This window comes from Aeromonas sp. Lyrl_2 (assembly GCF_051948815.1).
Classification (GTDB): Bacteria; Pseudomonadota; Gammaproteobacteria; order Enterobacterales; family Aeromonadaceae; genus Aeromonas; species Aeromonas veronii.
The window spans coordinates 234,326-259,938 of sequence record NZ_JAYJLJ010000005.1; the positions used below are offsets into that span (position 1 = coordinate 234,326).

At 60.5% G+C, this 25,613-nt stretch carries 26 protein-coding genes; 19 read left to right on the forward strand and 7 right to left on the reverse strand.

Annotation, left to right across the window (positions count from 1 at the left end; translation table 11 throughout):
* The first annotated feature begins 85 nt into the window (after positions 1–85).
* Positions 86–898, forward strand: a complete 813-nt coding sequence (locus VF684_RS06555; protein ID WP_005350472.1) for a HAMP domain-containing protein — start codon at positions 86–88, stop codon at positions 896–898.
* 9 nt (positions 899–907) lie between these two features.
* On the opposite strand, the gene VF684_RS06560 is transcribed toward VF684_RS06555, so the two are convergent.
* Entirely contained in the window at positions 908–1,252 is a 345-nt protein-coding gene (locus VF684_RS06560; protein ID WP_139441191.1) for a hypothetical protein, read from the reverse strand.
* A 200-nt stretch (positions 1,253–1,452) separates the two neighbouring features.
* Here VF684_RS06560 and asnS point away from each other — a divergent pair, with 200 nt between their 5' ends.
* The 4 genes from asnS to VF684_RS06580 all read left to right on the forward strand — a co-directional run bounded on the left by asnS (position 1,453) and on the right by VF684_RS06580 (position 6,268).
* A complete protein-coding gene (asnS, locus tag VF684_RS06565) occupies positions 1,453–2,853 on the forward strand; it encodes an asparagine--tRNA ligase (RefSeq protein ID WP_043818544.1) in 1,401 nt (466 codons plus the stop codon).
* Between the two features lie 110 nt (positions 2,854–2,963).
* The gene (locus VF684_RS06570; protein WP_440173975.1) at positions 2,964–3,719 is read left to right on the forward strand and encodes a substrate-binding periplasmic protein; all 756 of its coding nucleotides are present in this window, start codon (positions 2,964–2,966) and stop codon (positions 3,717–3,719) included.
* 374 nt (positions 3,720–4,093) lie between these two features.
* The gene (locus tag VF684_RS06575) at positions 4,094–5,437 is read left to right on the forward strand and encodes an anaerobic C4-dicarboxylate transporter (protein WP_005337916.1); all 1,344 of its coding nucleotides are present in this window, start codon (positions 4,094–4,096) and stop codon (positions 5,435–5,437) included.
* A 174-nt stretch (positions 5,438–5,611) separates the two neighbouring features.
* Positions 5,612–6,268: a hypothetical protein gene (locus VF684_RS06580; protein WP_376898667.1), complete on the forward strand. Its 657-nt coding sequence runs from the start codon at positions 5,612–5,614 to the stop codon at positions 6,266–6,268.
* Positions 6,269–6,407: 139 nt separating this feature from the next.
* On the opposite strand, the gene VF684_RS06585 is transcribed toward VF684_RS06580, so the two are convergent.
* Positions 6,408–7,547: a M20 family metallopeptidase gene (locus VF684_RS06585; RefSeq protein ID WP_376898669.1), complete on the reverse strand. Its 1,140-nt coding sequence runs from the start codon at positions 7,545–7,547 to the stop codon at positions 6,408–6,410.
* Positions 7,548–7,681: 134 nt separating this feature from the next.
* Complete coding sequence (gene dcuC, locus VF684_RS06590; protein WP_005359344.1) at positions 7,682–9,058, reverse strand: C4-dicarboxylate transporter DcuC; 1,377 nt, start codon at positions 9,056–9,058, stop codon at positions 7,682–7,684.
* A 285-nt stretch (positions 9,059–9,343) separates the two neighbouring features.
* Here dcuC and VF684_RS06595 point away from each other — a divergent pair, with 285 nt between their 5' ends.
* The 8 genes from VF684_RS06595 (at position 9,344) to VF684_RS06630 (ending at position 16,697) form a co-directional block, all read left to right on the forward strand.
* Positions 9,344–9,658: a hypothetical protein gene (locus VF684_RS06595; protein WP_005337929.1), complete on the forward strand. Its 315-nt coding sequence runs from the start codon at positions 9,344–9,346 to the stop codon at positions 9,656–9,658.
* 319 nt (positions 9,659–9,977) lie between these two features.
* Positions 9,978–10,328, forward strand: coding sequence for an ArsC family reductase (locus tag VF684_RS06600; RefSeq protein ID WP_005337930.1), 351 nt, complete (start codon positions 9,978–9,980; stop codon positions 10,326–10,328).
* A gap of 19 nt (positions 10,329–10,347) precedes the next feature.
* Positions 10,348–11,475 (forward strand): succinyl-diaminopimelate desuccinylase, encoded by a 1,128-nt coding sequence (gene dapE, locus VF684_RS06605; RefSeq protein WP_139463231.1) that lies wholly within the window; start codon positions 10,348–10,350, stop codon positions 11,473–11,475.
* Entirely contained in the window at positions 11,472–12,161 is a 690-nt protein-coding gene (locus VF684_RS06610) for a M15 family metallopeptidase (protein ID WP_376898671.1), read from the forward strand. The genes dapE and VF684_RS06610 overlap by 4 nt, the downstream gene beginning before the upstream one ends.
* Positions 12,158–12,304 carry a hypothetical protein gene (locus VF684_RS06615; protein WP_005337933.1) on the forward strand — a complete coding sequence of 49 codons (147 nt, stop codon included), beginning with the start codon at positions 12,158–12,160 and terminating at the stop codon, positions 12,302–12,304. Before VF684_RS06610 ends, VF684_RS06615 begins: the two co-directional genes overlap by 4 nt.
* Before the next feature lie 280 nt (positions 12,305–12,584).
* The gene (locus VF684_RS06620) at positions 12,585–14,312 is read left to right on the forward strand and encodes a potassium/proton antiporter (RefSeq protein WP_376898673.1); all 1,728 of its coding nucleotides are present in this window, start codon (positions 12,585–12,587) and stop codon (positions 14,310–14,312) included.
* A gap of 43 nt (positions 14,313–14,355) precedes the next feature.
* Positions 14,356–15,459, forward strand: a complete 1,104-nt coding sequence (locus tag VF684_RS06625; protein ID WP_376898675.1) for a beta-N-acetylglucosaminidase domain-containing protein — start codon at positions 14,356–14,358, stop codon at positions 15,457–15,459.
* Positions 15,460–15,488: 29 nt separating this feature from the next.
* Positions 15,489–16,697, forward strand: coding sequence for a cation:proton antiporter (locus VF684_RS06630; RefSeq protein ID WP_376898677.1), 1,209 nt, complete (start codon positions 15,489–15,491; stop codon positions 16,695–16,697).
* A gap of 72 nt (positions 16,698–16,769) precedes the next feature.
* Here VF684_RS06630 and VF684_RS06635 read toward each other — a convergent pair whose 3' ends face one another.
* Positions 16,770–17,402 (reverse strand): LysE family translocator, encoded by a 633-nt coding sequence (locus VF684_RS06635; protein WP_042058111.1) that lies wholly within the window; start codon positions 17,400–17,402, stop codon positions 16,770–16,772.
* Positions 17,403–17,634: 232 nt separating this feature from the next.
* Here VF684_RS06635 and VF684_RS06640 point away from each other — a divergent pair, with 232 nt between their 5' ends.
* From VF684_RS06640 to VF684_RS06655, 4 genes are all read left to right on the forward strand, one after another.
* Positions 17,635–19,257, forward strand: a complete 1,623-nt coding sequence (locus VF684_RS06640; RefSeq protein ID WP_376898679.1) for a methyl-accepting chemotaxis protein — start codon at positions 17,635–17,637, stop codon at positions 19,255–19,257.
* A 175-nt stretch (positions 19,258–19,432) separates the two neighbouring features.
* Positions 19,433–19,963, forward strand: coding sequence for a DUF1523 family protein (locus VF684_RS06645; protein ID WP_005337948.1), 531 nt, complete (start codon positions 19,433–19,435; stop codon positions 19,961–19,963).
* Positions 19,960–20,256: a winged helix-turn-helix domain-containing protein gene (locus VF684_RS06650; protein ID WP_005337957.1), complete on the forward strand. Its 297-nt coding sequence runs from the start codon at positions 19,960–19,962 to the stop codon at positions 20,254–20,256. The genes VF684_RS06645 and VF684_RS06650 overlap by 4 nt, the downstream gene beginning before the upstream one ends.
* Before the next feature lie 74 nt (positions 20,257–20,330).
* Positions 20,331–20,600 carry a putative quinol monooxygenase gene (locus tag VF684_RS06655; RefSeq protein ID WP_234879884.1) on the forward strand — a complete coding sequence of 90 codons (270 nt, stop codon included), beginning with the start codon at positions 20,331–20,333 and terminating at the stop codon, positions 20,598–20,600.
* 136 nt (positions 20,601–20,736) lie between these two features.
* On the opposite strand, the gene VF684_RS06660 is transcribed toward VF684_RS06655, so the two are convergent.
* Positions 20,737–21,204 (reverse strand): hypothetical protein, encoded by a 468-nt coding sequence (locus VF684_RS06660; protein ID WP_139441201.1) that lies wholly within the window; start codon positions 21,202–21,204, stop codon positions 20,737–20,739.
* 33 nt (positions 21,205–21,237) lie between these two features.
* Complete coding sequence (gene rihA, locus VF684_RS06665; RefSeq protein ID WP_139441202.1) at positions 21,238–22,173, reverse strand: pyrimidine-specific ribonucleoside hydrolase RihA; 936 nt, start codon at positions 22,171–22,173, stop codon at positions 21,238–21,240.
* Between the two features lie 222 nt (positions 22,174–22,395).
* Between rihA and VF684_RS06670 the strand changes: the two genes are divergently transcribed.
* The gene (locus tag VF684_RS06670) at positions 22,396–23,124 is read left to right on the forward strand and encodes an RluA family pseudouridine synthase (protein ID WP_162516118.1); all 729 of its coding nucleotides are present in this window, start codon (positions 22,396–22,398) and stop codon (positions 23,122–23,124) included.
* 154 nt (positions 23,125–23,278) lie between these two features.
* Here the strand turns inward: VF684_RS06670 and udp are convergent, their stop codons facing one another.
* The gene (udp, locus tag VF684_RS06675) at positions 23,279–24,034 is read right to left on the reverse strand and encodes a uridine phosphorylase (protein WP_005337975.1); all 756 of its coding nucleotides are present in this window, start codon (positions 24,032–24,034) and stop codon (positions 23,279–23,281) included.
* A gap of 382 nt (positions 24,035–24,416) precedes the next feature.
* Here udp and yiaY point away from each other — a divergent pair, with 382 nt between their 5' ends.
* Positions 24,417–25,568 carry an L-threonine dehydrogenase gene (gene yiaY, locus VF684_RS06680; protein ID WP_005337978.1) on the forward strand — a complete coding sequence of 384 codons (1,152 nt, stop codon included), beginning with the start codon at positions 24,417–24,419 and terminating at the stop codon, positions 25,566–25,568.
* The last annotated feature ends 45 nt before the right edge of the window (positions 25,569–25,613 follow it).

Below are 25,613 nucleotides of genomic sequence, written 5' to 3' on the forward strand. Positions count from 1 at the left end.
ACTTGCCGTAATGTGAGCAAAACACCAGACCTGAGGCCCCAAGAGGGGTAAACTGCTGCGGTTTTACCATCAAGAAAGACTGCTCATGCGCCTCTCCATTGCTGCCAAAATCAACTTTTTCCTGCTCTTCATCTTCTCCATGGTACTGGTCTTCTCCGCAGCCTATCAGGCAGTGCGCGAGCGCGATCTCATCCTGACCCTCATCAAGGAGCAGAGCCGCGAGCAGACCGAAGCCTATTTCGATGGCCTCAACATGCTGATGCTGACTGGCAAGATGGATGCCCGCGATACCCTGCGCGGCAAGTTTCTCGACCACGCCCATGTGGAGGATGCCCGCATCGTGCGTGGCGATGCGGTGAGCAAACAGTTCGGGCCGGGACGGGAGACAGAGCAGGTAAAAGATGAGTTTGATGAGCTGGCTCTGGCGGGCAAAGGGAGTCTGGAGGTGGTGCACAACGGCATGCACAGCCGTCTGGTGGTCACCCGACCGCTACTGGCCAAGAAGGATTTTCGCGGGACCGACTGCACCAGCTGTCATCTGGTGCCGGAGAACACTGTGTTAGGGGCCGTGCGCTTTGACTACTCCCTCGATTCGCTGTTTACCCGGGTCGAGCAGAATATTCTCACCTCGGCGCTCATTCTCACCGGCATCTTCGGGATGGGACTGCTGCTGACCCTCTGGGTCATCCGCACCTGGATCGTGCGCCCCCTCAACCAGTTGACCCGCTCCATGGAAGAGGCCACCGACTTGCACGACTTCGGCCACCGGCTGGAGGGGGATGACGGCGACGAGATTGGCCGGGTGGCGGTGGCCTACAACCAGATGCTCGACAGTGTGGAGCGCCAGCTCGGCAAACGCACCAAGGCCAGCAGGCAGGAGCCGGATCAGCCCCGCTAAGACGAACGCTTAACCGACGTAGTAGAAAAGCAGACTGGCGATCAGCACCAATAGCAGGATGGCCAGATTGACATGCCGGGAATCATCCTGACGGCGGCTGCGCTTGCGCTCCAGCAGCAACACCGCCAGCGTCAGGGCACAGCAGCTCCAGAGCCCGTAGACCAGCCAGGGGGTAAGGGCCGGGTCCCAATAATCGCGCACCTCGATCCCGCCATAGACCAGAAAACCGTAGGCGATTTCGGGACGGGCATAGTGGTAAAGGGAGAGCAGCACGATAAAGCCGCCCCAGCAGAGCATCACCAGCCCCTGCAACAACCGTGTCAGCCAATCTGGCCCATGCCGCCGATCTTTCACCCACCTCTCCTGCGCCCGTGACACTCTTGTTGAGTGAACCATGCCGAAAACCCCACCAGAGTCCGACATTTTTGCTTGTTTATCAAACCCGCGCGGGTAAGATTGACGGCTTAGTCTGCCATGGTGGGCCATCTGTGCCCGGGCCAGACTCCCTAGTGTTGCAAATAGCGCTGCAAGAACAAGCTGGAGACAATATTTCGATGACGCACGCATCCGTAGTAGATGTGCTGGCCGGTAAGTATCCGGTCGGCACCACCCAAACTGTCAAAGGGTGGATCCGGACTCGCCGTGATTCCAAGGCGGGGATCTCATTTTTGGCCATTTCCGATGGATCCTGTTTCCATCCGGTACAGGCAGTTGTCCCCAATACCCTGGCCAATTACGAGAATGAAGTGCTGCGTCTGACCACTGCCTGCTCCGTGGAAGTGACCGGCGTGGTTGCCGCCTCTCAGGGCAGCGGCCAGGCTTTCGAACTGCAGGCGACCGAGGTGAAGGTAGTCGGTTGGGTCGAAGATCCGGACACCTACCCGATGGCTGCCAAGCGCCACAGCATCGAATACCTGCGTGAACAGGCCCACCTGCGCCCGCGCACCAACATCGTTGGCGCCGTGACCCGCGTTCGTCACTGCCTGGCGCAAGCCATCCACCGCTTCTTCCACGAAGAGGGTTTCCTCTGGGTTGCGACCCCGCTCATCACCGCCTCCGACACCGAAGGTGCCGGCGAGATGTTCCGCGTCTCCACTCTGGACATGGAAAACCTGCCGCGCACCGACGCCGGCAAGGTGGACTACAACGAAGATTTCTTCGGCAAAGAGGCTTTCCTGACCGTATCCGGCCAGCTGAACGCCGAAACCTATGCCTGCGCCCTCTCCAAGGTCTACACCTTCGGCCCGACCTTCCGCGCTGAAAACTCCAACACCAGCCGCCACCTGGCCGAGTTCTGGATGGTTGAACCGGAAGTGGCCTTCAACGATCTGGAAGATAACGCCGCCCTGGCCGAAGCCATGCTGAAGTATGTCTTCAACGCCGTACTGACCGAGCGTCGCGACGATCTGGAGTTCTTCGCCCAGCACGTGGACAAGGATGCCATCGGCCGTCTGGAGCGTTTCGTCTCCTCCGACTTCGCCCAGATCGACTACACCGACGCCATCGAAGTGCTGAAAAACTGCGGCAAGAAGTTCGAGTTCCCGGTCTCCTGGGGTATCGATCTCTCCTCCGAGCACGAGCGCTATCTGGCCGAGGAGCACTTCAAGTCTCCGGTGGTAGTAAAGAACTACCCGAAAGATATCAAGGCCTTCTACATGCGCCTCAACGACGACGGCAAGACCGTTGCCGCGATGGACGTACTGGCTCCGGGCATCGGCGAGATCATCGGTGGTTCCCAGCGTGAAGAGCGTCTGGACGTGCTGGATGCCCGTCTGGCCGAGATGGGCCTGAACAAGGAAGATTACTGGTGGTATCGCGACCTGCGTCGCTTCGGTACCGTGCCGCACTCCGGCTTCGGTCTGGGCTTCGAGCGTCTGGTGGTCTACGTGACCGGCATGGGCAACGTCCGCGACGTGATCCCGTTCCCGCGAACTCCGCGTACCGCCGAGTTCTGATCAGCGGCATCTTGCCACTGCATTGCAAAAGCCGACCTGTGGGTCGGCTTTTTTATTGTCACCGTTATGGGTGATACTCAGGATCAACCGGCACAAGGAACTCGTCGCCTATGGGATATCGCCTGCTGCTCTCGCTATTGCTGTCCTGCATGCCTGTTCAACTGTGTGCCGAGCCCGTTCGTCTGACCACCCTGGAGTGGCCCCCCTACACCAGCCAGAGCCTGCCCGATGGCGGCCTCACCGGTCATATCGTCAAACGCGCCTTTGCCGAAGCGGGACTGGAGGTGACGTTCGACTTCTATCCTTGGCAGCGGGCGGTACGGCTGGCGGCCGACCCGACCCAGCCTTATAGCGGCTATTTTCCCGAGTACCTCTCCGACACCCTGCCGACCCTGTGGCGCAGCTCCGCCAGCGTAGGCGACAGTGTGCTGGGTATGGCGCAGCGCTCAGGCCCCCCCATCCCCTGGCAGCAGCTCACGGATCTCGCCCCCTACCGGATCGGCGTGGTGGAGGGGTACGTCAACACCCGTGAATTCGATGCCCTGATGGCCAGCAAGCGCCTCAACACTGCCGCCGTCGATGCGGACCTGCTCAACCTGCGCAAATTGCAGCGCGACCGGCTCGATCTAGCGGTGATCGACCGGGATGTTTTCTACTGGCTCACCTATCACGATGACAAGCTCCACCCCGAACAGCTGCAGTTCAACCCGAAGATCCTCGGCTACAAGAGCCTGCACATCATGTTCCGTCCCGATCAACAGGCGTTGCAGCAACGGGTGGCGCAGGCCATTGCCAGATTGGATATTGCCAAGCTGAGCGAGGATTATCAGCGCCGCTATCTGCAGCAAGCCCCTGCGGCCAAATGAGTCAATCCGCTGAAGTCAGCCCTTGCTGGCAAAAATAGCCTGAGCGCTGGCTTTTTCACCCTCTTCTGCCGCAATCGAGCCCTTTTTATGCCCCTCCCCTGCAGTTCTGTTGCCGCACTGTGCTGCCACCATGACCACCCGATGGCTTGGCCCCGAGTGATACCACTTGGTGACAAAAATAATGTTTTTGTTAGTACGTGGTTTTTAAGTGGTTTAATCAAAAATTCATCGAGTTATTGAAGTAACTCAATTTTTTCACTTTTTCAGGGGAGCAGAATAGCAACTAACCCTTTTGGGCTAAATAAAACAGACAATGACAATTCATGGTTCAGGCTACCCGCGGCAATATGGGTTGAATCACACGAGGTAACGGAATGATCTTGATGGAATTTTTAGTGGTACTCGGCTGCTTGCTGCTGGGTACCCGCTTTGGGGGCATGGGACTCGGTCTCATCAGTGGTATCGGTCTCTTCCTGCTGACCTTCGTCTTCGGCCTGGTGCCGGGCGAACCGCCTGTTCAGGTAATGCTGACCATTCTGGCGGTGATCGGCTGTGCCGCCACCCTGCAGACTGCCGGTGGCCTCAACCTGATGATGCAGGTGGCCGAGCGTCTGCTGCGCCGTCACCCGCAATACATCACTATCCTGGCGCCGCTCACCACCTGGACCCTCACCTTCCTGTGCGGTACCGGCCACGTGGTCTACACCATGTTCCCCATCATCGCTGACATCGCGCTGCAGAAGAACATCCGTCCCGAGCGCCCGATGGCCGTAGCCTCCGTTGCCTCCCAGATGGCCATCTGCGCCTCCCCGGTCTCCGTTGCCGTGGTCTCCATGGTTTCCATTCTGGCAGCCGGCCACGGTATCGGTCAGGCTTACGGCCTGCTCGACATCCTGATGATCGCCATCCCCTCCTCCCTGACCGGTGTCATCGTGGCGGCCCTGTGGAGCCTGCGTCGCGGCAAGGATCTGGACAAAGACGAAGAGTTCCAGGCCAAGATCAAAGATCCGGAGCAGCGTGCCTTCATCTACGGCGGTGGTGAAACCCTGCTCAACACCAAGTTCCCGAAAGAGGCCTACTGGTCTACCTGGATCTTCTTCGCCGCCATCGCTGCCGTGGTATTGCTCGGCGCCAACGAAGGTCTGCGTCCGGTGTTTACCATCAAGGACAAGACCGGCCCGCTCTCCATGAACCTGGTGATCCAGATGATGATGCTGATCGCCGGTGCCATCATCCTGATGCGCTGCAAGGTCAAGCCGGGCGAGATCGCCAACGGTGCCGTCTTCAAGGCGGGCATGGTCGCCATCTTCTCCGTATTCGGGGTGGCATGGATGAGTGAGACCTTCTTCCAGGCTCACATGCCCCTGCTCAAAGAGACCCTGGCCCATGTGGTACAGGCCCAACCCTGGACCTACGCCCTGGTGCTGTTCCTCATCTCCAAGCTGGTAAACAGCCAGGCCGCCGCCCTCACCGCCATCGCCCCCATGGGTCTGGCGCTGGGTGTGGAGCCGAAGCTGCTGATCGCCTTCCTGCCGGCGAGCTACGGCTACTTCGTGCTGCCGACCTACCCGAGCGATCTGGCCTGTATCGGTTTCGACCGCTCCGGCACCACCCGCATCGGCAAGTTCATCATCAACCACAGCTTCATCATTCCGGGGCTGATCGGGGTGGTGACCTCCTGCTCGCTGGGCTTTATCCTCACCAGCATCCTGCTCTAATCGCAGTCGCGTTTACCACGCTATTGCAATACAGGCCCCCGCTTCGGGGGCCTGCTTTTTTCCCCGCTCTGTTACCTCAACCATTTCCCCGCCGCCATTTCCGGACACTATGCCTTTACCTCTGCCCCCACCGCTGGGTAGCATGCCCCCTCGTTCACCACCGGAATCTCATTCATGTCTCGCGTCATCCTGCTCTGGAGCGGTGGCAAAGATGCCATGCTGGCCCTCTGTCATGCTCGCCAAGCGGGCCATCAGGTGGTGGCACTGGCCACCTTTGCGCCGCCAGAACCCCGATTTCTCGCTCACCCCTTGCCGCTGGTGCGCCGTCAGGCGGAAGCCCTCGGGCTGCCCCATCTGCTGGTCACCATAGAAGCGCCGTTCGATCTCGGTTATGAGCGGGCACTGGCACGGCTCAAGGAGGAGTGGCAACTCGATGGGGTGGTCACCGGCGATATCGACAGCGTGGGCGGTGCGCCTAACTGGATCCGCGAGCGCTGCCGCCCGCTTGGTATCACCGTGCATACCCCGCTCTGGCAGCAATCTCGTCAAGCCTTGCTGGCGGATATGCTGGCCCGCGGCATCGTCGCCCACCTCTCCTGCGTCGATACCCGGGTACTGGCTCCCGAGTGGACTGGACGCACCCTTGATGCCGCCACCCTCGCCGAGTTGCAGCAGCTGGCAGCAACCCAAGGCTTCGATGCCTGCGGCGAGCAGGGGGAGTACCACACCATGGTGACCGACGGCCCGGGCTTTGCCGCCCCGCTGCACCTCGATGGCTGGCAGGTGGCGCGGCAGGATCATCTGGCCTATCTGGCCGAGCCACAGGGGTAACGGCCGCAAGCCATCTGGCCAACTCACTCAGCGCGCGAAAAATCGAGATAAAAAAACGGGAGGCAACAGCCTCCCGTTGGGGTTTGAGCAGACCAATGTTGAGCGGGCCAATAACGACCCGAACAAGAAATAAACCGGCTTATTTCGCCAGCTTGCCCAGCACCCGCTGCAGCAGACGGATACGCGGTTCGATGCTGTCGAGCAGCAGGAACTCCGCCTCCGAGTGGAAACCGCCCCCCATAGGGCCGAAGCCATCGAGGGACGGCACCCCCGCAGCGGCGGTGAAGTTGGCATCCGAGCCGCCACCGGCCTCCAGCCAGTTGAAGGGGATCCCCTCCTCCTTGGCTGCCGCCTCCACCAGCGCCATCACGGCCTCTGTGTCACCGCTCGGGCGCATCGCCGGCTTGAAGGTCTGGCGATCCACCTCGACCCGACAACCCGCAAGGAAGGGGTTGTTGGCCATAAAGGTGAGCCGATCGTGCACCGCGGCGGCCTCTTCGTTACTCCAGAAGCGCAGATCGACGATCGCCTCGGCAAAGTCCGGCACCACGTTGACACCGGTGCCGCCCTGTACGACGCCGACGTTCATGGTGGTGCCCGTGGTCATGTTGACCTGCTCGTTGATGGCCAATACCCAGTGCGCCAGCTCGGTGATGGCAGAGATCCCTTCGGTGAGGGCCGAACCCGCGTGGGAGGCCTTGCCGTGGAAGGTGATGCGGTACTTGGCATTGCCCTTGCGGGCGCTGATGAGATCTCCGCTCGGGCGAGCAGCTTCAGCCACCAGCACGCAGCCGCTCTGTTTGGCCTTCTCCACCAGCCAATCTTTCGACCAGGGGGAGCCAATCTCTTCGTCGCAGTTGTAGCAGACCAGCACCTTGAGCTTGGCAAGCAATGCCGGATCCATCTCTTTGAGTGCATACCAGATAGAGAGCAGGCCGCTCTTCATGTCTGACACGCCGGGGCCAAAGGCTTGATTGCCTTCGATTTTCAGCGGGCGCTTGGCCGCCGTCCCCTCGGGGAAGACGGTATCCATGTGGCCGCACAGCATCACGTCGTAGTGATCGGCACCCGGCGCATTGGTGATCTCGAGGCAGGGGCCGCACTCGGCAGCGAACTGGTGGCGAGTCACCTGCCAGCCGATAGCCTCATATTTCTCGGTCATGATGTCGGCCACTTTCGCTACCCCGGCCGGGGTGCGAGTACCGCAATCGAGGTTGATGAGCGGGGCCAGATCGGCCAGATAGCTATCGAGGGAAAACGGGCTTTTTACAACTGTCATTATCTTCTCCATGCAACAATCAGCATTGATGGCCGATCGTCTATTGCAACAATTCGACACAGTGAGAAAAAGGCGGGCAGCCATGCCACCCGCCCGACCGGTAAATTCCAAACACCACTACATAACCCGCATCACTACATGAACAGCAGATAGTTGAGGGTCAACGCCGTCACCAGCGCCCCCGCCATCGGCACGCTGGTGCGCTTGACCACGGTAAAGGGCGATACCTTGGCAATCCCCGCACAGGCGATCAGTACCGCTGCGATGGGAGAGACGGTACGGCCGATACTGGAAGCGAGCTGCATCGGCAGCAACATGGTCACCGCAGGCACGCCAAACTTGGCCGCCACCGCCGGTGCCAGGGTAGAGAAGCTGAGGAACGCCGCGTTGCCGGAGCCCATGATGACCGCCGCCACCATGATCAGCGCCACCATCACCAGGGTCATCAGACCGCTGCCGATACCGGCATTGCTGGCAGAGTGCAGCAGGGTATCGATGGCGCCGATGGCCTTGAGGGATTCGGCAAACAGCTCGGCACAGACGATGAGCGCCACCACGGGGCCAAACACCTTGCCCATGCCGTCGAGGAAGCTGGAGAGCCCGGCAAAAGCGGTACGCACCGAGCGGCTACGCAGCAGCTCGCACAACATGCCGATAAAGACCGACAGCAGCATGGCCACCTCCACGCTCATCTTGATGTCGCTCACCAGCAGCTTGGAGAAGGTCATCATCAGCACGAAGGGGATGATCGGCAGCAGGGCATACCAGGTAGGCGCCTGCACGCTCTCGGTGCCCTGCTCGTCCAGCTCGGCGTGATCGCCGCGATGGAGCGCAGGATCCCAGCCATCCTTGCGATCGCAGTGACGCTGCCAGAAGAAGTGCAGCACCATGGTCACCAGCAGCATGGGGGCCACCAGCCAGACCTGGTAGTCGACGAAATAGCTGGTCGGATCCATGCCGGATTGACCGGCGGAGAAGATGGCGTTGGTCTGGGTCGGGCCAATCTCAAACGCCTGTGAGGTGGCGATGACACCACAGGCGGAGGCCGGGCTGATGCCGAGGTTGCGCATCACCGGATACATGGTGACCATCAACAGCAGGCCAAGGCCGGTAGCGGAAGTAACGAACAGGGAGACGAATACCGCCACCAGATAACAGATGGAGAGCATCAGGTAGCTGGACTGGATGCCCGCCACCGGCTTGACCGCCACCCGCACCAGCGCCTGGGAGGCACCGATATGGGACATGTAGGTGGCAAAACCCGCCACCGCCATGATAGTGAGGCCGAGGCCCGCCGCGCGGTAGGAGAAGATCCCCTTGAACACTTCGAACAGGTCGAACAGGGCGAAGCCGGTGCTCTTGTCAGCGGGGAGAATGGGGTGCAGCCCCAACCAGTAGGCCACTGCAAAAATGGCCATGCCCGCCAGCGCCAACACCGCCTGCGGGTTGTAATCCTTGATGATGCCGTAGACCACGGCGACCAGAACGAGCAAGACGAATAAAAGTTCCAATATTCACTCCTGATAAATTTATCGAAGAGCGAAATCTAGTGATCTGACCACTGTTTGCCTTTGATCCCTATCAATAAAGGTGCCGTCACCGTGATTCATTAGCATAATATGTCGGCCATGTAACAATTTTTCGTTATTTCAACTGCCGGAAAACCTTTATCACCCCATATCCGGGAATTGTGTGACGCGACTCCCCTCTTTTTTGCGTTGGATCAACATATGACGGCGCCGAACTGGCGAAGATGCGCTTCGACATATAGCGACCATTTCGCGCCGGAGAGAGTTATGACAAGCCAAGCCACCGCAGGTGCTTCGACCTGCGACTACAAGCTGTGGGACATCCTCGTCGAGTCTGCAAAGGAACGCACTACCATTCGTTACTCCAAACTGGCCAAGCAGGCCGGGCTGGAGCAGTGCCAGGATGAACTGCGCACCCTGCTGCAACGCATCCGCATGTACTGCACCGAAAACAACCTGCCGATCCTCTCCGCCATCGTGGTGGACGACGTGGGCAAATACACTGGCCTCTCTTCCAGCCTGCCTGATGCACCCTGGGAACGGGCCCGGGTCTTTGACCATGAGTGGACCACCCTGCACTGATTGAGGTGCTTGATGATGCCGACCAAACGCGCCCGCTGGCGCGTTTTGGCTATCTGGCGTTTGCCCCCTTCTCTTTTTCTCCTGCAATAGTCGATATTCTCCCGCAATACCCAACCCCATCGGGCACGCCCACCGTACTGCTTCTGATCTTGAGCTCAAAATCGCCGTTCAGGTGTGACCAGTTCCGGTAAAACCCGCGAGCCAGACCATCGGCGTTGCCATGGGATTGCCACAATGCCAGAATCGGGCCCTTGCACTGCGTTGATTCGGATTTTCGGGACGCGGCCCACGGCCAGCGCCCACAAGAGAAGGACTCCCCATGGCCATCACCCTCTATGGCATCAAGAACTGCGACACCATCAAGAAAGCCCGCAAGTGGCTGGATGAGGCCGGTATCGACTACCGCTTTCACGACCACCGTGCCGACGGCCTGAACCCGGACGATCTGGACAGCTGGCTGGCAAAACTCGGCTGGGAAGCCCTGCTCAATAGTCGCGGCACCACCTTCCGCGCCCTGCCGGATGAGGCCAAACAGGGGCTCGATACCGCCAAGGCGCGCGCCCTGCTGCTGGAACATCCGGCCATGATCAAGCGCCCGCTGCTGGACCGTGACGGCGAACTGACTCTGGGTTTTAAGGCTGATCACTACCAATCCCTCTTCTCCCGTTAAGGACAACTAAGGACAACTGATGTCGGATGTCATCGCACTGGCCAAGGATCTGATCCGCCGCCCCTCCGTTACCCCCCTCGATGAAGGGTGTCAGACCCTGATGGCGGAGCGCCTCGCCAAGCTCGGGTTTGTCATCGAGCCCATGGTATTTGAGGACACCACCAACCTCTGGGCCCGTCGTGGCAGCGAGGGGCCGCTGTTCTGCTTCGCCGGTCACACCGACGTGGTGCCCGCCGGGCCGCTGGACAAATGGCACACCCCGCCGTTCGAGCCGACCATCAAGGATGGTGTGCTCTATGGCCGCGGTGCCGCCGATATGAAGGGCTCGCTGGCTGCCATGGTGGTGGCGGTCGAGCGCTTCGTAGCCGAGCATCCTGATCACACCGGGTCCATCGCCTTTCTCATCACCTCCGATGAAGAGGGGCCCTTTATCAATGGCACCACCCGGGTGATCGACACCCTGGAGGCCCGCAACGAGAAGATCCGCTGGTGCATCGTCGGTGAACCCTCCTCTACCGCCGTGGTCGGGGATGTGGTGAAGAACGGCCGCCGCGGCTCCATCACCGGCGATTTGCTGGTGCGCGGAGTGCAGGGCCATGTCGCCTACCCCCATCTGGCTGACAACCCCATTCACAAAGCCGCGCCAGCGCTGGCGGAACTCGCCGCCACCGTGTGGGATGAGGGCAACGCCTACTTCCCCCCCACCAGCTTCCAGATCGCCAACATTCAGGCGGGTACCGGCGCCTCCAACGTCATCCCTGGCGAGCTGCAGGTGCAGTTCAACTTCCGCTTCAGCACCGAACTGACCGACCTGGATATCCGCGAGCGGGTCGAAGCGCTGCTGGATAAACATGGCCTCGATTATCAACTGAACTGGACCCTCTCCGGCCAGCCGTTCCTCACCGACACCGGCGCGCTGCTCGATGCCGCCGTGGCGGCCATCGAGGCGGTGAACGGCCAGCGACCAGCCCTGCTCACCACTGGTGGCACCTCCGACGGGCGCTTTATCGCCCCTACCGGCGCCGAGGTGATTGAGCTCGGTCCCGTCAACGCCACCATTCACAAGGTGAACGAGTGCGTGAAGGCGGACGATCTGGATCTGCTGGCGGACATGTACCAAGGGGTGCTCGAGAGATTGCTGGCATGACGCAGGAACAACTGCTGGGGCTCGACGAGAGCCACCTTATTCTGGTGGGGCGCGGCCCCCATCGTCTGACTGCCGCCACCGCGGCGGCCTTCAACGACATGCAGGTGGCAGCCGCCTATGAGGGATTCAACCTGCAGGCGGCCTCCAGCTGGCGCAGCTTCGAGCGCCAGCTCGCCATCTGGAATGGCAAGTGGCGCGGCGAACGGCCGCTGCTCGATGCCAACAGCCAGCCCATCGATGCCCTGCAACTGGGCGAGATAGAGCGGCTGCACGCCATCCTGCGCTGGAGCGCCCTGCCCGGCACCAGCCGTCACCACTGGGGGACCGATCTCGATATCTACGACCCGGACTGCCTGCCCGCCGATACCAAACTGGCGCTGGAGCCCTGGGAGTATGAAGCCGGGGGCTGGTTTGCAGATCTCGGCGAGTGGCTCAGCGATCATATGAGCGACTTCGGCTTCTTCCTCCCTTATGCCAAGCCGGTCGGGGCAGAGAGCGGGGTCGCCTACGAGCCCTGGCATATCAGCTTCTCGTTGGAGTCCGATGAGCAGCGGCTCGATCCCGCGGCACTGGCGCTTTGCCTGCAACAGGCGGATATTGAAGGCAAGTCGACCATATTGGCCAACCTTGATGAAATTTTGGCCCGTTATGTCACCACCTGTCCTGACGAAAGGAAAATCCCATGAATCTCTGGCTGTGGATAGGGTTGCCGCTGCTCTTTCTGCTCGGGCTGTTTCTCAATGCCATCAAAGACATGAAACGGCTGGAGAAGCAGTTGCCCAACTACAAGGACAAGATCCGCGAAGTGAAGGATGACGAGGACGACTGAATCCCGCCCCCATCCCGTGGGGAGCGCCCTTGTGCTCCCCTCTCCCTCTGCTGTGCCGTTTCGCTTTTCCCCGCCCTCTCCTCCCTGCGCATCCTGTAATTGACGCTCCTTTGACTCCGCTTTCGATAACGCCGTCACTGTCAGAATATGGCGCGGCCATGCTGAAAAAAGGGATGAAAAATGTAAGAAAGTGCAAATTGATGCACAAATAAGCCACACAAGGGGGGCCTAACTGCATATAATGTGCCTACTTTGCACATTACCAGGAAGGAGTTCGCCCTTGGATGCCGCTACCATCAACAGTTTCTTTTTTGTCGCTGCCCTGTTGGTGGGAGCCAGCGTACTGTTGAGCGCCCTCTCTTCCCGCCTCGGTATTCCCATTCTGGTTATCTTCCTCGCCGTCGGCATGCTGGCCGGTGAGGATGGCCCCGGTGGTATCCACTTCGCCGACTACTCCATCGCCTATCTGGTGGGCAACCTGGCGCTTGCCATCATCCTGCTCGACGGTGGCATGCGCACCCGGGTCTCCTCGTTTCGGGTCGCGCTCTGGCCTGCGCTATCGCTCGCCACAGTCGGGGTGGCCATCACCACCGGCCTGACGGGTCTGGCCGCCGCCTGGCTGTTTGACCTCAGTCTGATGCAGGGAATGCTGATCGGCGCCATCGTCGGCTCCACCGATGCGGCGGCGGTCTTCTCCCTGCTTGGCGGACGCAGTCTCAACGAGCGGGTAAGCGCCACTCTGGAGATAGAGTCAGGTAGCAACGACCCCATGGCGGTGTTTCTCACCGTCACCCTGATCGAGGTGCTCGCCACCGCCCAGCAAGGACTGGATGGGGGCTTCCTGCTGCTGCAACTGGTCAAGCAGTTCGGTCTTGGCGCCGGGATTGGCCTCGGCGGCGGCTGGCTGCTGTGGCGGCTCATCAACAGCGCTCGTCTGGCGCCGGGGCTCTATCCGCTGCTCACCGTCAGCGGCGGCCTGCTGATCTTCGCCCTCACCACTGCGGTCGGTGGCAGCGGCATCCTCGCCATCTATCTGACCGGTCTGTTGCTCGGCAACCTCTCCCTGCGCAGTCGCAGCACCACCCTGTCGGTGCTGGATGGTCTGACCTGGCTCAGCCAGATCGGGATGTTTCTGGTGCTGGGGCTGCTCGCCTCCCCCCACAAGCTGCTGCCCATCGCCCTGCCCGCACTGGCGCTGGCGGCCTGGATGATCCTGTTTGCTCGCCCGGTATCGGTCTGGATCGGGCTGCTGCCGTTCAAGAACTTCGCCCCGCGCGAGCGCTGGTTTATCTCCTGGGTTGGCCTGCGCGGCGCCGTGCCGATCATTCTGGCGGTGTTCCCCATGATGGCGGGGCTGCCCAACGCCCAGCTCTACTTCAACGTCGCCTTCTTCGTGGTGCTGGTCTCGCTGATTCTGCAGGGCAGCTCGCTGCCGCTGGCCTCAAAACTGGCGCGGGTGGAGGTACCGGCACCGCCGTCGCCCATCAACCGTTCCGGGCTCGAGATCGATCTCGACAGCCAGTGGGAGACCTTCGTCTACCAGCTGGGGGAGGAGAAGTGGTGCATCGGTTCGCCGCTGCGGGATCTGCAGATGCCTGCCGGCACCCGGATCTGCGCCCTGTTTCGCGGCCGCGAGCTGCTGCACCCCTCGGGCAGTACCTGTCTACAGGCCGATGACATCCTCTGCGTGATCGGTCACGAACGTGACCTCCCCGCCCTCGGCCAGCTGTTCAGTCAGGCGCCGGAGCAAGATCTCGGCCCCCGCTTCTTCGGCGACTTCCTGCTGGAAGCGGATGCTCGAGTGGTGGATCTCGCCCCTCTCTACGGGCTGGATGTGAGCGAGGTGGCGGATCAGACACTGGGCGATTTTATTGCCAGCCAGTTGGGCGATAATCTGGTGGTCGGTGACAACATCGAATGGCAGGGCCTGATCTGGACCGTGGCCGAAATGGACGAGAGCGTGCCGAGCAAGATCGGGGTGCGCTTTCAGGAAGAGGACCCGGTCTGACCGACCGTCCCGTATCAAGTCCCCAGCAAGAAGGGAGAGAGTTATGCCATATCAAAGTTTGCTGTCCGGCCCCCTGCCCCCCGCTGCCAATCTGGGGGTCATTGAAGGCTTTTTTGGCAAGGGATGGAGCTGGCAGGCCCGCGCCCGCTACGCCCAGTGGCTGCCGCGCCACGGTTACGGCTTCTATATCTACGCCCCGAAAGAGGATGGCTATCTGCGCAAGCACTGGGCCCTCCCCTGGCCCGAGCAGCAACTGGCGGATCTCGCCGAGTTGGCGCGCCAGTGCCGCGCCAACGGGCTCGCCTTCGGGGTGGGCTTAAGCCCGATGGGGGCGCACCACGACTACGATCGCAAACGCCCGGCGCTGCTTGAAAAAGTACGCCTGATCGACGAGATGCTCCAGCCCGACATTCTGGCGGTGCTGTTTGACGATATGAAGGGGGATACCCCGGACCTGGCCCGTCACCAGCTCACCATCGCCCACGACATCGCGGCCCACAGCAAGGCGACCCGCCTCATCTTCTGCCCCAGCTACTACTCGACCGATCCGGTACTGGAGAAGGTGTTCGGCGCCATGCCCCCCCGCTATCTGGAAGAGCTTGGCGAGCAGCTCGACCGCCGTTTCGAGATCTTCTGGACCGGCCCCAAGGTTTGCTCCAGCGAATACCCGGCCAGCCACCTCAAGCAGGTGACCGAACTGCTCGGCCGCAAGCCCTTCCTGTGGGACAACTACCCGGTCAACGATGGCAGCAAGGCGAGCAGCTACCTCCATCTACGCGCCTTCGAGAACCGCCCAGCCGAGCTGGTGGAGCTGGTCGCCGGCCATGCGGTAAACCCGATGAAGCAGGCGGCGCTGTCGGCCCTACCGCTCGCCACCCTGCCGATGAGCTACCGCCTCGGCAAGCAGTACGATCCCGACAAGGCGTTGCACGCCGCCCTCAATGCCACCTGCGGCCCGCAGATCTCGGCGATGATCGAGGCCGACCTGCCGCTGTTTCAGGATCTGGGGCTGGCGCAGCTCACCCCCGAGCAGATTGCCGCCCTCAAGGCCCGCTACCTGCCGTTTCGGGATCAAGCCTGCGTCGACGAAATCGTGCGCTGGCTCGACGGGGAGTATGTGTTCGACCCCGACTGTCTGACCGATTGATCTGCCCTGCGGGGCCGTAAGGATATTGCATGGACGCATCCCTGATTTACCAGAACCTGGCGGTGATCGCCGCTTTCTTGCTGGTCTATAGCCTGATTGCCGGGCGCTTCGAATCAAAACTGGTCAACGGCCCCCTGCTGTTTATGCTGGCGGGCTGGCTACTGGGGCCGGGAGGTGTGGAGCTGATCGCCCTCTCCATCGACAGCGATGGCATCAAGCTGCTGGCCGAGCTCTCGCTGGTCATCGTGCTGTTCAACGATGCCGCCAACACCAACTGGCAGGTATTGCTGGCCAACCGGCAACTGCCGATCCGGCTGCTGCTGATTGGCCTGCCCCTCACCCTGGTCTGTGGCGCCCTGTTTGGCCACTGGCTCTTCCCCGATTTGCCACTGCTGGAGATGGCCATTCTCTCCACCATACTCGCCCCCACCGATGCGGCGCTCGGCAAGGCGGTGGTCAGCAACCCGGCCGTACCGGCACCGGTGCGTGAAGGGCTCAATCAGGAGAGCGGCCTCAACGACGGTATCTGCGTGCCGGTACTGCTCCTGCTGCTGGCCCTTATCGCCCCCACCGAACAGCACGCAGGAACCGCGACGCTTGCCATCACCCTGATGCTGGAGGAGATCGGCATTGGCCTGCTGGTTGCCTTCGTGCTGACCAGCCTCACCATCCGGCTGCTGAAAATCTCCTATCTCAACGGTTGGCAACTGCCACTGTGGCGACAGCTCACCATGCCGGGGCTGGCCCTGCTCTGCTTCGCGCTGGCCCAGAGCCTGGGTGGCAGCGGCTTTATCGCTGCCTTTGTCGGCGGCCTCTTTATCGGGCGCAGACTCGGTGAACACAAGCACGCCTATATGGACAGCTGCGAGGGGTATGGCGACCTGCTCTCTGTGGTGATCTGGATGGTGTTCGGTGCCACCCTGCTCCCCATGCTGCCGGAGCTGATGCACTGGCAATACTGGCTCTATGCCATTGCCAGCCTCACCCTGCTGCGGATGCTGCCGGTCTGGCTGAGCCTCATCGGCACCGGCCTCAAGCCAGAGCTCAAGCTCTTTATCGGCTGGTTCGGGCCACGGGGCCTTGCCAGCATCGTCTTTGCGGTGATGGTGCTGCAAAACCAGCCGGCGCTGATCGGCCAACGCCCCATCATCGCCACCGTGCTCTGCACCATCATATTGAGCGTGTTGCTCCACGGCCTGACCGCCAACCCCTGGGTCGAGCGCTTCAAGCCTCGCTGAGCCAAGCCGCGCCCATAAAAAATGCCACCGACGGTGGCATTTTTCTTTTGTGGCGAGGGTCACTGACGGCGCTCAACCAAGCGCCAGCCAGACCCCCACTCCCAGCATCAGGGTACCGGCAATGCGGTTCATCAGGGTAACGTTGCCGCTTCTGGCGAGGAAGTGGCGCAAGGTGCGGCCACCGCTGGCGTAGAGCAGCAGGCAGGAGAACTCGATGACCAGGATCAGCGCCACCAGCGCGCTGATCTGCGGCGCCATCGGCTTGTCGGCAGAGATAAAGGGGGGCAGCAAGGAAATCATAAAGGCCCACCCCTTGGGGTTGGCGATGGCGGTGACAAAGCCCTGCACCGCCAGTCCCATGGCGCTGGTCTGCTGACCGGCCGAGAGATCTGCCGGAATGGCCATCTTCCCCTTGGCCTGCCACATCTGGATGCCGAGCCACACCAGATAGGCGCCCCCGACATATTTGAAGGCGGCGAAGATCCCCGGATAGTTGAGCATGATGGCGGCCACCCCGATCACCGACAGTACCGAGACCAACCCTACCCCGATCAGCTCACCCCACATCATGTGCAGGGTACGGCGCACACCCAGGCTCATCCCCAGCGTCATCGACAGGGTCATGCACATGCCGGGGGTCACCGAGACAAAGAAAAAGGTCGGGATAAACAGAGCCAGAATGGCCGGATCGATCCAGCTGGACACTACACACCTCCATATGACGAGAGCGGGAAATCACGAAAACAGGACAGGATTGACACAACCCAGCCAGTTGTACCACATATTCAGGGGATAAAGCGCTCAATCATGCCTAAACGGCTCCTTTCTCACAAGAAAAAACCTTTTCTTCAGCACATTTCAGCAATAAAAGCCTGTGACAGCTCCTGACGTGCATGTGTAAGATATCGGCTCCTCCAATTCCGGATTAGAGCCATTTATGTCATTGAATAATCTATCAATACGTGTCCAGGTCTTGATACCTTTGCTGCTGGCCAGCCTGCTGATGATGGTGATGATCGCCATCAGCAAACAGGGACTGGATGAAGCCATCAATGACATAGATGAGACGACCCAGAGCGTGGTCCAAAACAAGGACGATATTGCCAAACTGATCCACGCCACCTACCGGCTACGCACCAGCGCCATCTATGGCCTCTACGATGCCAAGCTGTTTGCCGCACTGCCCGCAAACCTCAACAGCGCCGAGCAGGAGATCAATACCATCCTCGGCCGTCTGGTGCTCCCCGGTGCCGAGCAGGATAACCGTCAGGTCGCTGCCGCCCTGCAGGCCTACCTCAGCCATACCCGCAGCAACATGCTGCCGCTGCTGGCGCAAAAACATCAGGGTGGCGGCGATCCGGTCGCCTACGAGGCGGCTCGCCTCCATTTCCGCGAGCTGGGTGAACAGCTGATCAAGCAGATCGACAGCATGTCCGCCCACATCAACCAGCTGATCCAGCAAGAGCTGGCCGAAGAGCAGGCCCACTACGACGCCACCCTGCTGCGTACCCTGCTGCTCACCGCCGGTACCCTGCTGGCGGCGCTGATCTGTGGCTGGGTCCTCTCCGGGCGCATCGTCAGCCCCATCAGTCAGCTACAAGAGGTGATGCACGCCGTGGCGCAAGGGCGCTTCAACGTGCGCGCCAAAGCGGAGGGCAACAACGAGCTGACCCGTCTGGCCAAAGATATCAATCTCACTCTGGGGCAACTTGGTAGCACCATCGAGAACCTGACCGGGATCAGCAACAGCGTCGCCTCCGCCGCCACCGAGCTGGCCGCCGTGATGACCCAGTCCGAGGCCAATGCAAAGCAGCAGCACAGCGAGATCGAACAGGTCGCCTCCGCCGTAACCGAACTCTCCAGCACCGCTGACAACGTCAACCACAATGCAGCCATCGCCGACGAGCTGGCACGGGATGCCAATGGCCGGGTCGAACAGGGGCTCGCCCTCTTTACCGAAAGCATTGCCGCCAACAGCCGGATGGCGGGCAGTCTGGAAGATGCTGCCGCCATCGTGGCCCAGCTCAAATCCCAGTCCGAGCAGATCGGCAAGGTAATTGAAGTGATCCAGGGGATCTCCGAGCAGACCAACCTGCTGGCCCTCAACGCGGCCATCGAGGCGGCCCGTGCCGGCGAAACCGGACGTGGTTTTGCGGTGGTGGCCGACGAGGTGAGAATGCTGGCAGCCCGTACTCAGGACTCCACCAAGGAGATCCAGGCCATCATCGAGCGGCTGCAGAGCCAGTCCCAATCCGCCAACAACGGCGTGCAGGAGACTCTGGAGATCCTCAGCCATAACCAGCGCTTGTCCGCTCAGGTGCAGGATCTGCTAAGCGGCATTACCGGTGCCGTACGCCAGATCAACGACGCCAACGCCCAGGTGGCCACCGCCGCCGAGGAGCAGTCCTGCGTCACCGCCGACATCAACCGCAACATCACCAATATTCACGAGATCGTGAGCCAGAGCTCCGCCGGCATCAGCCAGAGCGCCAGTGCCAGCAACGAGCTCTCCCAGCTCGCCGAGCAGCAACGCAAGCAGCTGGCCCAATTCCAGCTGTAAGCGCACAAAGTGAACCAGACAAAAAGGCCCGCAAGGGCCTTTCTTGTTGATGGAGCAATGGCTTTGTCTCTGTTTTAAACGCCATTTTTTGGCTTGTGGCGCCATAAGGGGCTGGGCTGCCCTGTCAAATATCGGTATGGTAGAGGCACGTTACTCCCCCTCACGTGAGCACACCATGAGCCTGAGATTCAAGAAACCCGCTTTTATCGCCTTGGGGCTCATCGCCCTCATTTCCGCCGCCTGGCTCGACTACTACCTGCCGGAGCACACCATCGCCACCATCACCGGGGTCGAGGTGAAGCGCACCGACAAGGATGGCCCCATCAGCCAGAAGAACCCGGCTGACGGCCCCACCACCGACGTCTATTACATCTACACCGAGCGCCCCGGCGAGAAGATCCGGGTGTTTCGCAATGAAGATACCGAGTGGGGCTGGCCCTTCTACTTCAAGTTCAACGCCGCCGACGTCCAGGCCAAGGCCAAGTCGATGGAGTTCGAGAAACGCCTGGCCATCATCACCTCCTACGGCTGGCGCGTGAACATGTTCTCCATGTTCCCCAACGTCACCAAGATCGAGAGCACAGAGCCTGACGCCTCCACCTGGAGCTTCTTCCGCTGGTTCTGGTTCGGCCTCTGGGCCCTAGTGATGGGCAAGGCAGCCATTGCGACCTGGCGCTACTTCGATCGTCTTGAGGACGAGATATGAGCGAGCCGAGCAAGACCCGCACCAGCTTCTACCGGCGGCTCTACGTGGCCTGGCTGATCAGCCAGGGCACGGATACGGTACCTGCCATCATGGAGGCGACCGGCATGCCGCGCCGCACCGCGCAAGATACCCTGACGGCGCTGGCCGAACTCGATATCAGCTGCGCCTTCGAGCAGACCGAGGGGGCTCGCCACCTGCAGGGACACTACCGCATCAGCGACTGGGGGCCCATCAATCCGGCGTGGATCAAGGCTCAACTGCCGCTTATCAAAGAGACGTTGAGCTATCCCTGATCCGAGTGTTATGCGCTTCACATAAACAAATCAGCTACATCTGCAAAAATTTAAAAGGATGAAAATTGAGCAAGGTGATTCTAAAAGGCTTCATTGTTGTGCCACAAGCTGAGTTAACTGCTGTTATCAATGAGCTAGACAATCATATTCGTTTGACGAGATTAGAGGATGGTTGTCTGATTTTTGAAGTCACGCAAAACGAAGAAAACCAGTATCGGTTCGATGTATATGAAGAGTTTAAAGATCAAACTGCTTTTGATAGGCATCAGCTAAGAGTTAAATCGTCTAAGTGGGGTAAAGTTTCTGTTAATGTTGAACGTTATTATGAAGTTACTGTGAGTTGAACATAACAAACACCTCGAGAAGGAATGCCAACGCGTGCCGTGCCAGCCCCTTAGGCTGGCGAAGGGGAACAAAATAGAGGGGCCAGCCGGCAAGGCTGGCCCCTCTATTTTCAGGCCGATGGCGTGACAGGTCGCCCTACTCGGGCATGACCGAATCCTCAAGCTCCCCGTCAGACTCGCCGCGGGTGCAGTCGATGATGGAGCGCTTGGGGTTGTTGGGATCGCGCAAAAGCAGAGGGGCTGAGCCCTCGTTGTGCTTCTGCTCGTCGCTAAACTCGCTGCCGTAGGCGTTGTGGGTCAGCCGGCGGGCGTTGGCGATGGGGGTATCAACAAACAGGGCATGCACTTCGAAGCTGGAAGCGGGCACGATAAAGCCGACCACCGGCAGGCCGTGCAGCTCCTCGTGCACCTTGTACCAGGCAAAGCCATCGCTCACCTTGTAGGGGGTGTAGTTGGCCAGTTGTAGATTGGCGGCCCTGCCCGTCTCATCCACATAGAGATCGGTAAATTCACAGGTCGCCAGCCCCTGCCACATCCGCTCGAATGGCGTCGCACAGCCTGTCAGTTGCAACCCGGCCAGCAGCACCAAGCCTCTCTTCCACATTCCCCGCCCCTTCTTGCAAAAATGAACCGGCGCTCAGTCAAACGCCCGCAGCCGCGTCACCAGCAGATCGATAAAGCCCGGACGATCCAGCCCCAACAATACCAGCGCATTGGCTGGCTTGCCGGTCAGACCATAACGATCCACCACCGTCATCCCCACGGTATGCTCCCCACTGGTCTCGATATCGACCCGGCACTCGACCCCGTGGAACAGCTCGGGAGCCAGCAACCAGGCAATGGTACAGGGGTCGTGGAGCGGTGCACCAGCAAATCCCCACTTGGGATCCCGATGGTAGATCATGAAAAAGTCGAGCAGCCCGGCCACGCACTGGGCCACCGGATTGGTGATGGCGCGCACCCGCTCGATATCCTCATCCATCACCTGCGCCTCATGGGTCACATCAAGGCCACACATGGTGATGGGGATACCCGACTTAAAGACCATATCGGCCGCTTCCGGGTCCACATAAATATTGAATTCCGCAGCAGGCGTCCAGTTGCCAGCCCCTGCGGCGCCCCCCATCAATACGATGCGGGCAATCCTGGGTTTGAGCTCGGGATGCGCCGCCAGCAGCAGGGCGATATTGGTGAGCGGGCCGGTCGGCACCAGAGTCACGGGCTCCGCGCTCTCGCGCAGACATTTGACCATCAGCTCGATCCCCGTCATCCCCTGCGGTGCAAAGGCGGGATCCGGCAGCTTGGGACCATCGAGGCCCGACTCGCCATGGACGTTGTCGGCGATGATCAGCTCGCGGGCCAGCGGTTTCGGCGCCCCTGCCGCCACCGGAATATCGTCACGCCCCAGCAAGGTGAGGATGCGCAGGGCATTGTTGAGGGTCTTGTCCGGCGTCTGGTTGCCCGCGCTGGTGGTGACCGCCAGCACGTCAAGTTCAGGGCTGGCCAGCGCCAGAATGAGGGCGATGGCGTCGTCGTGGCCGGGATCACAATCGAGAATAACAGGCTGTGCCATGGGATGAGTCCTTACAACATAACAGGGAGCCATACCTTAACAAGCAAGCCTCGGATGAACTCGGGAAGGGGTCACAAAACGGGGCCTTATTGCTGACCTGGGCGGTTTGCACGGCACGCCACCTCGCTCAACACGGCTCACTATCAAAAGTTTGCATGGCGTCATGCCGTTCATTTTCCGAGGCAGCGCACCGCCCATTCGCCCGGCCGCGCCGGTTCGGGTATGATCGCCCCCCGTTTCCAGCCTGTGCCACCTATGTCCGTTATCGTCGACACCTTTATTGCCCCGCCCTGCAATGCCGCCATCGAGATCCTGTTCGAAGATGAGCACCTGCTGCTCATCAACAAGCCGAGCGGCCTGCTGAGTCTGTCGGGCAAGAACCCGCAGAACCTCGACTCGGTTCACTATCGACTGGTGCAGGATTTCCCAGGCTGCACCCTGGTGCATCGCCTAGATTTTGGCACCTCAGGCATCATGGTGGTCGCCAGAAACAAGGCCATCAATGCCCTGCTCTGCCAGCAGTTCAGCCAGCGGGCGGTGAGCAAAGCCTACAGCGCCCTGCTGTGCGGTCATCTGATTGACGACGAAGGGGTTATCGACGCCCCCATCGCCAAGGATCCGGCCCTCTTTCCGCTGATGAAGATCTGCGCCGCCAGCGGCAAACCCGCCCGCTCCCACTATCAGGTGATTGAGCGGCTGGAGTTGCAGATGCAGGGGCAGACCGTGCCTTTGACCCGGGTACGACTGGTGCCGGAGACCGGCCGCACCCATCAGCTGCGCATCCACAGTCAGTTGCTGGGCCACTCCATCCTCGGCTGCGATCTCTATGGCGGCCTGCTGCAACCCGGCTGCGAACAGGCGCCGCGGCTGATGCTGCATGCCAGCGAGCTGGATTTTGCTCATCCGGTGAGCGGCGAGCCGATGCAGATCCGCTGTGCCGCGCCTTTTTAGGAGCAATCAGTAGAGGCCGTCAGTAGATGGCAATAGACGCGAGTGCGGCGGGAATAGAGAAAGGCGTGACGCGAGAAGAAAAGGGACAAATGGCGGATAAAGATAGGGGCCGCGCTTTCGCAACGGCCCCCACCCCCCACTCTTTGTGGTGCTATCAGATCAGCTTGCGGGCAGCGCCCAGTACGATCTTGATGGCATCAGATTCGGTCTTCGCCATGGTCTCGGCGTTCGGGATCTCTTGCTGGGTACGGTTGACGATAACGCCAGCCACCATACCGGCACGCAGGCCCTGGCTGGAGCACATGGTCAGCAGGGTTGCAGATTCCATCTCATAGTTCAGCACGCCCATGGCTTGCCACTCTTTCATGGAACCCTGGAAACGGCTCACTACGCGGCCGGATACGGTGTCGTAACGCTCCTGACCCGGGTAGAAGGTGTCGGAGGATGCAGTCACACCGATGTGCAGCTTGGAGCCCATCTCTTTGGCGGTGTTAACCAGCGCAGTGGTGCAGTCGAAGTCGGCAACAGCCGGGAACTCCATCGGTGCGAAGTGCAAGCTGGCACCGTCGAGGCGCACGGAACCGGTGGTCACGATCACGTCACCCACGTTCAGGTGCGGCTGGATGGCGCCGGTGGTGCCGATACGCAGGAAGGTGCGGATACCCAGCTGGGCCAGCTCTTCCACTGCGATGGAGGTGGACGGGCCACCGATACCGGTAGAGCAGATGATCACGGCCTTGCCGTCCATCTCGCCACGCCAGGTAGTGAATTCACGATGGCTGGCCAGGTGTACCGGGTTATCCAACAGCTCTGCGATACGCTTTACACGCTCGGGGTCACCGGGGACGATCGCCAGGGTGGCGCCTTGCAGATCCGCTTTCTTCAAACCCAAGTGAAATACATCAGACATATTGGACTCCTGGTTGCCCCCTGCCAGCATGGTCAGGACGCAAATTAAGATGATTCTTTATGATACTTTCAAGCCTTTACCCCCCTCTTCGGGGAGGCGCCAACTATGGTCGAAAGCGCTTTCCAATTCCTTGAAGCGCCTCACACTTCCACGCATTGACAGTAACAAACATTGCGCAAAACGTTTGCTAACTCAATGAAATAATTGACAAACGTTTTTCTGCAAATCGAGTCAGATGCGAGAAAGTCAAGCCTGGTTCAGCGCTTAATTAACGACTCGTGATCGACCCCGTAAAGTTGTAAACAAGATGCTTTTGTATCCCTTTCTAGATGGTAGCCTAGCTCTTAACTACCACTTAATGGCTAACTATAGGAAGTCCATCATGGCTACATTCAAATTCTATATTCCCGCTATCAACCTGATGGGTGCAGGCTGTCTGCAAGAGGCTGCCGCCGATATCAAGGGTTACGGCTATCGCAAGGCGCTGATCGTCACCGACAAAATTCTCAACCAGATCGGCGTGGTCGCCAAGCTCACCACCCTGTTGGCTGAACATGGCATTGAAAGCGCAGTTTTCGATGAGACCAAACCCAACCCCACTACCAGCAACGTCGAAGCGGGTCTGGCCATGATCAAGGCCAACGGCTGCGACTGCGTCATCTCGCTGGGTGGCGGCTCGCCCCACGACTGTGCCAAGGGCATCGCACTGGTTGCCGCCAACGGTGGCAGCATCAAGGATTACGAAGGGGTGGATCGCTCCGCCAAGCCGCAACTGCCGCTTATCGCCATCAACACCACCGCCGGTACCGCCTCCGAGATGACCCGCTTCTGCATCATCACCGACGAAGCACGCCACGTGAAAATGGCCATCATCGACAAGCACGTTACCCCGCTGATGTCGGTCAACGATCCCGAGCTGATGCTGGCCAAGCCAGCCGGTCTCACCGCCGCCACCGGTATGGATGCCCTGACCCACGCCATCGAGGCCTATGTCTCCACCATCGCCACCCCGGTGACCGATGCCAGCGCCGTGATGGCCATCGAGCTGATTGCCAAGCACCTGCGCACCGCCGTTCACCATGGCGATGACCTGCATGCCCGCGAGCAGATGGCCTATGCCCAGTTCCTGGCCGGCATGGCTTTCAACAACGCAAGCCTGGGTTACGTGCACGCCATGGCCCACCAGCTGGGCGGTTTCTACGACCTGCCCCACGGCGTCTGCAACGCCGTGCTGCTGCCCCACGTTCAGGCGTTCAACGCCCAGGTGAGCGCCGCTCGCCTGAAGGATGTGGCCCGCTACATGGGGGTGGACGTGAGCGCCATGAACGACGAGCAGGGCGCCGCCGCTGCCATTGCCGCCATCAAGCAGCTGGCGCTGGATGTGAAGATCCCGGCCGGTCTGGAGCAACTCGGCGTCAAGGCCGATGACTTCGATACCCTGGCCAGCAACGCCCTGAAAGATGCCTGCGGCTTCACCAACCCGAAACAGGCGAGCCACGAAGAGATCGTCGCCATCTTCCGCGCAGCGATGTAACAGCAGCCGGATTGCCAGAAAGGGTCGCAGTGCGACCCTTTTTAT

Excerpts from the sequence above, each read along its gene's own strand:
- VF684_RS06595 (WP_005337929.1), top strand. The coding sequence starts at position 9,344 with ATGACAAGCCAAGCCACCGCAGGTGCTTCGACCTGCGACTACAAGCTG.
- rihA (WP_139441202.1), bottom strand. The coding sequence starts at position 22,173 with ATGGCACAGCCTGTTATTCTCGATTGTGATCCCGGCCACGACGACGCC.
- udp (WP_005337975.1), bottom strand. The coding sequence starts at position 24,034 with ATGTCTGATGTATTTCACTTGGGTTTGAAGAAAGCGGATCTGCAAGGC.
- VF684_RS06600 (WP_005337930.1), top strand. The coding sequence starts at position 9,978 with ATGGCCATCACCCTCTATGGCATCAAGAACTGCGACACCATCAAGAAA.
- VF684_RS06670 (WP_162516118.1), top strand. The coding sequence starts at position 22,396 with ATGATCGCCCCCCGTTTCCAGCCTGTGCCACCTATGTCCGTTATCGTC.
- yiaY (WP_005337978.1), top strand. The coding sequence starts at position 24,417 with ATGGCTACATTCAAATTCTATATTCCCGCTATCAACCTGATGGGTGCA.
- VF684_RS06570 (WP_440173975.1), top strand. The coding sequence starts at position 2,964 with ATGGGATATCGCCTGCTGCTCTCGCTATTGCTGTCCTGCATGCCTGTT.
- VF684_RS06630 (WP_376898677.1), top strand. The coding sequence starts at position 15,489 with ATGGACGCATCCCTGATTTACCAGAACCTGGCGGTGATCGCCGCTTTC.
- VF684_RS06660 (WP_139441201.1), bottom strand. The coding sequence starts at position 21,204 with ATGTGGAAGAGAGGCTTGGTGCTGCTGGCCGGGTTGCAACTGACAGGC.
- VF684_RS06555 (WP_005350472.1), top strand. The coding sequence starts at position 86 with ATGCGCCTCTCCATTGCTGCCAAAATCAACTTTTTCCTGCTCTTCATC.
- dapE (WP_139463231.1), top strand. The coding sequence starts at position 10,348 with ATGTCGGATGTCATCGCACTGGCCAAGGATCTGATCCGCCGCCCCTCC.
- VF684_RS06625 (WP_376898675.1), top strand. The coding sequence starts at position 14,356 with ATGCCATATCAAAGTTTGCTGTCCGGCCCCCTGCCCCCCGCTGCCAAT.
- VF684_RS06650 (WP_005337957.1), top strand. The coding sequence starts at position 19,960 with ATGAGCGAGCCGAGCAAGACCCGCACCAGCTTCTACCGGCGGCTCTAC.
- VF684_RS06640 (WP_376898679.1), top strand. The coding sequence starts at position 17,635 with ATGTCATTGAATAATCTATCAATACGTGTCCAGGTCTTGATACCTTTG.
- VF684_RS06585 (WP_376898669.1), bottom strand. The coding sequence starts at position 7,547 with ATGACAGTTGTAAAAAGCCCGTTTTCCCTCGATAGCTATCTGGCCGAT.
- asnS (WP_043818544.1), top strand. The coding sequence starts at position 1,453 with ATGACGCACGCATCCGTAGTAGATGTGCTGGCCGGTAAGTATCCGGTC.
- VF684_RS06575 (WP_005337916.1), top strand. The coding sequence starts at position 4,094 with ATGATCTTGATGGAATTTTTAGTGGTACTCGGCTGCTTGCTGCTGGGT.
- VF684_RS06610 (WP_376898671.1), top strand. The coding sequence starts at position 11,472 with ATGACGCAGGAACAACTGCTGGGGCTCGACGAGAGCCACCTTATTCTG.
- VF684_RS06645 (WP_005337948.1), top strand. The coding sequence starts at position 19,433 with ATGAGCCTGAGATTCAAGAAACCCGCTTTTATCGCCTTGGGGCTCATC.
- VF684_RS06615 (WP_005337933.1), top strand. The coding sequence starts at position 12,158 with ATGAATCTCTGGCTGTGGATAGGGTTGCCGCTGCTCTTTCTGCTCGGG.
- VF684_RS06580 (WP_376898667.1), top strand. The coding sequence starts at position 5,612 with ATGTCTCGCGTCATCCTGCTCTGGAGCGGTGGCAAAGATGCCATGCTG.